Below are 2,863 nucleotides of genomic sequence, written 5' to 3'. Positions count from 1 at the left end.
GACCAGATCCGGCGCGGCGTGATCCCCGCCAAGGCGTGAGCGAGGTGGCGGCGTATCTGACCGGCTTCGGCAACCACTTCTCCACCGAGGCGGTGGCAGGCGCACCTTCCCACCGCGCGAACGGCGGGTGCGCGGCGGGCGGGCGCATCCGGTACAGCCAGCTCCGCCGGTTCTCCGCGCGCGGGGCGGTGAAGGCGGTGCCGGAGAATTGCTCGGCATACAGGCCGAAGGGCACCCGCTGAGGGCTGTTCCGCCCGATCGGCAACGCGCCTGCCACCGCCTCGGTGGAGAAGTGGTTGCCGAAGCCGGTCAGATACGCCGCCACCTCGCTCACGCCTTGGCGGGGATCACGCCGCGCCGGATCTGGTCCAGCTCGATGCTCTCGAACAGCGCCTTGAAGTTGCCCTCGCCGAAGCCCTCGTTGCCCTTGCGCTGGATGATCTCGAAGAAGATCGGGCCGACCATGTTCTCGGTGAAGATCTGCAGCAGCAGCCCCCCGCCCGTCTCCGGCGATCCGTCGATCAGGATGCGGCGACGGCGCATCTCGGCCACGTCGTGCCCGTGGCCGGGCAGACGCTTGTCGATCAGGTCGAAGTAGGTTTCGGGCGAATCCTGGAAGCGGATGCCGTTGGCCCGCAGCGCATCCACCGTGGCGAAGATGTCGTCGGTGGCCAGCGCGAGGTGCTGGATGCCCTCGCCCTTGTAGGCGCGCAGGAACTCCTCGATCTGGCTGTGCTCGTCCTGGCTCTCGTTCAGCGGAATGCGGATCTTGTCGTCGGGCGCGGTCATCGCCTTGCTGACGAGCGCGGTCGCCTGCCCCTCGATGTCGAAATAGCGGATCTCGCGGAAGTTGAAGATACGCTCGTAGAACGAAGCCCAATGGTTCATCCGCCCGCGATTGACGTTGTGCGTCAGGTGGTCGAGCGTGTGCAGCCCGACCGAGCGGTCGTTGCGGGCAGCCCCCTCCACGGCGCGGAAATCGACGTCGTAGATCTCCTGCGCGCCGTAGCGGTCGACCAGATACAGGTTCGATCCGCCGATCCCCTCGATCGCCGGGATGTTCAGCTCCATCGGGCCGACCGGGCCGGTCACGGGCGTCGCCCCGCGCCTCACCGCCTCGTCGAAGGCGGCGCGCGCATCGTGGACGCGGAAGGCCATCGCGTTGGCGGACGGGCCGTGGGCGTTGCGGAACTCGGCCGCCTGGCCCGCCGTATCCATGTTCAGCAGGAAGTTGATGTCCCCCTGCGTGTAGCGCCGCACGTCCTTGGAGCGATGCGTGGCGACATGGGTGAAGCCCATCGCCTCGAACAACGCGGCCAGCGCCTGCGGATCGGGGCCGGTGAACTCGACGAACTCGAAACCGTCGAGGCCGAGGGGGTTGTCGGTGCTCATGCTGAGTGCCTCCGGGCATGGGTCTGGCTGCCGCGCGTGATGACGCGATCTGTCGGCAGGATCGTCTCGGGATCGAGATCGGCCTGCGTTTCCAGCGCGGCGTAGAGCGGTGCGAAGTCGGTCTCCTGCGTCTGGCGCAGCAGGTCGTCGAAGCTGTCGATCACGAAATAGGTCTGCTGATAGTCGTCGATGCGGTAGCGCGTCCGCATCACCCGCCGCAGATCGAAGCCGAGCCGGTTGGGGCTGTCATCCTCCAGCGCGAAACGGCTCTCGCCGAACGACGAGACGATGCCCGCGCCGTACAGTTTCAGCCCGTCGCCGTCGCGGATCAGCCCGAACTCGACCGTGTACCAGTAGAGCCGGGCTAGCTTGTCGATCGCATCCATGCCGCCCGCCCGCCGGCCGCCCTCGCCGTAAGCCTGCATGTAATCGGCGAACACCGGATCGGCGAGCAGCGGCACATGGCCGAACACGTCGTGGAACACGTCCGGCTCCTCCAGATAGTCAATCTGGTCGGGCGTGCGGATGAAGTTTCCGGCCACGAAGCGGCGGTTGGCGAGGTGCTCGTAGAACACGTCGTCCGGCACCAGCCCGGGGACCGCCACCACCTGCCAGCCGGTCGCCTTCATCAGCCGGTCCGAAAGCTCGTCGAAATCGGGGATGCCGGGTTTGGACAGGCGAAGCACATCCAGCCCGGCGAGGAAGGCGGGCGCCACCCGCCCCGGCAGCATCGCCGCCTGCCGCGCGAACAGCCGGTCCCACAGCGCATGTTCGGCGGGCGTATAGCGTTTCCAGTCCTGCGGAACGGTCCAGTCGGCGGCGGTGCCCTCGGGGCGCATGGGGGTGGCTGCGGTCATCGCCGGGACAACGCGCGGCGGCGGCGATAGGAGGCGAGGCGGTTGGGACAGCGCATGGTGGCAGGCTATCACGATGCGGCGGCCGATACCAAAACCGCGCCGCTTCGGCGACCCCGGTATCGTGCCCGCCATTGCCTAAGCGGCCGTCGCGCGTTAGCGGTCCGGCGTCCCCGTTCCACGGGGGCGCCATGATCGCGCCGGTGCTTCGCGAGAAGCCTTAGAGGGAATGCGGTGTGGGCGATTTCTCGCCCGAAGCCGCGGCTGTCCCTGCAACTGTAAGCGGTGAGTGCGACGTGCATCGTGCCCCTCCTTCGGGATCGGGCGCAGCCACTGGATGAGCATCCGGGAAGGCCGCACGTCGTGACCTTGACCCGCGAGCCAGGAGACCTGCCGGCGTTCGGTCGCTCTTGTCCCGGCCCAGGGGTTGGCCGTGGCACGGACCTGTCCGTTCGAGCGACGTTGGACGCGGCCGGGGCCGCATCGGTGTCGCATGGCCGGGCGCAACGCGTCCGCCCGGACGCGCGCATCGACCGTCGCTCGCGGCGGCACGCCCCAGCCCCCGTTGCTCGACGCCGAAGGTCCACCGATGGCGTCTCCACGCCCGCCGCTGTTTC

At 68.5% G+C, this 2,863-nt stretch carries 3 protein-coding genes and 1 riboswitch; all 3 genes read right to left on the bottom strand.

Features of this window, described 5'->3' with window-relative positions; all coding sequences use genetic code 11:
- On the bottom strand, positions 1-325 hold a 325-nt coding region (locus FOY91_RS21050), incomplete at its 3' end, for a homogentisate 1,2-dioxygenase (protein ID WP_145155981.1).
- Between the two features lie 5 nt (positions 326-330).
- Positions 331-1,392 carry a 4-hydroxyphenylpyruvate dioxygenase gene (hppD, locus tag FOY91_RS21045; protein ID WP_145155979.1) on the bottom strand — a complete coding sequence of 354 codons (1,062 nt, stop codon included), beginning with the start codon at positions 1,390-1,392 and terminating at the stop codon, positions 331-333.
- Positions 1,389-2,249, bottom strand: a complete 861-nt coding sequence (phhA, locus tag FOY91_RS21040) for a phenylalanine 4-monooxygenase (RefSeq protein WP_145155977.1) — start codon at positions 2,247-2,249, stop codon at positions 1,389-1,391. Before phhA ends, hppD begins: the two co-directional genes overlap by 4 nt.
- Before the next feature lie 183 nt (positions 2,250-2,432).
- Positions 2,433-2,658: riboswitch (cobalamin riboswitch) on the top strand.
- The last annotated feature ends 205 nt before the right edge of the window (positions 2,659-2,863 follow it).

Source organism: Alterirhizorhabdus solaris (assembly GCF_007785815.1).
In the GTDB taxonomy this organism is placed as follows: domain Bacteria; phylum Pseudomonadota; class Alphaproteobacteria; order Sphingomonadales; family Sphingomonadaceae; genus Alterirhizorhabdus; species Alterirhizorhabdus solaris.
The sequence above is the reverse complement of the archived record's forward strand: the minus strand, read 5'-3'. Positions and strand labels throughout refer to the sequence as shown.

Excerpts from the sequence above, each read along its gene's own strand:
- hppD (WP_145155979.1), bottom strand. The coding sequence starts at position 1,392 with ATGAGCACCGACAACCCCCTCGGCCTCGACGGTTTCGAGTTCGTCGAG.
- phhA (WP_145155977.1), bottom strand. The coding sequence starts at position 2,249 with ATGACCGCAGCCACCCCCATGCGCCCCGAGGGCACCGCCGCCGACTGG.